The sequence below is a fragment of the Nostoc sp. CmiVER01 genome (assembly GCF_034531135.2).
In the GTDB taxonomy this organism is placed as follows: domain Bacteria; phylum Cyanobacteriota; class Cyanobacteriia; order Cyanobacteriales; family Nostocaceae; genus Nostoc.
Window position 1 is genome coordinate 1 of the sequence record NZ_JAVRBU020000081.1, and the last position, 521, is coordinate 521.

The 521-nt window shown below is 59.7% G+C and carries 1 protein-coding gene; it reads left to right on the forward strand.

Annotated elements, in window-relative coordinates; translation table 11 throughout:
- On the forward strand, positions 1–508 hold a 508-nt coding region (locus tag RMZ43_RS36080), incomplete at its 5' end, for a hypothetical protein (RefSeq protein ID WP_428851042.1).
- Positions 509–521 lie beyond the last annotated feature (13 nt).

Genomic DNA, 521 nt, shown 5'->3' on the forward strand with positions numbered 1-521 from the left:
CGATCCCAATGCCATGCAAAGCCTTCGGGGGACCTACAACGGCCCGGTCGATCCGATTGAGACGTTCTTCTACATCGGCGCGATCGCGTCACTGCTTCTGCTGGTGGGTCTGTGCGGCGCATGGCGAAATCGCTCGCAGCGGCGGCACCTTCTGTTTTTTGGTGTCACCGCATGCGTTGGCATTGCGTACCTGCTTGGCGGCCATACGCCATTCTACGAAGCCTTGTACCGGTGGGTACCCGGGGTCAACCTGTTCCGCCGGCCTTCCGATTCGGCTTATCTGCTGAATCTTGGGCTCGCCATGGCGGTGGGTTTCGCTGCAAGCCACGTGGACATGGCAAATCGGCGAAAGATCATTCCGATCTTGATGGGAGCGACGGCTTGGCTGGCCATCTCCTGTATTACGATGCGTGGCGAGGACAAAAACTGGCAGGTCGCCACCGTCATCGCGCCCCTATCTGCCGCGGCCGTCGCGTTCTGGGGGTTCTCCCCTCTAAAGCTGCTTTAATTCCTCCGCAATC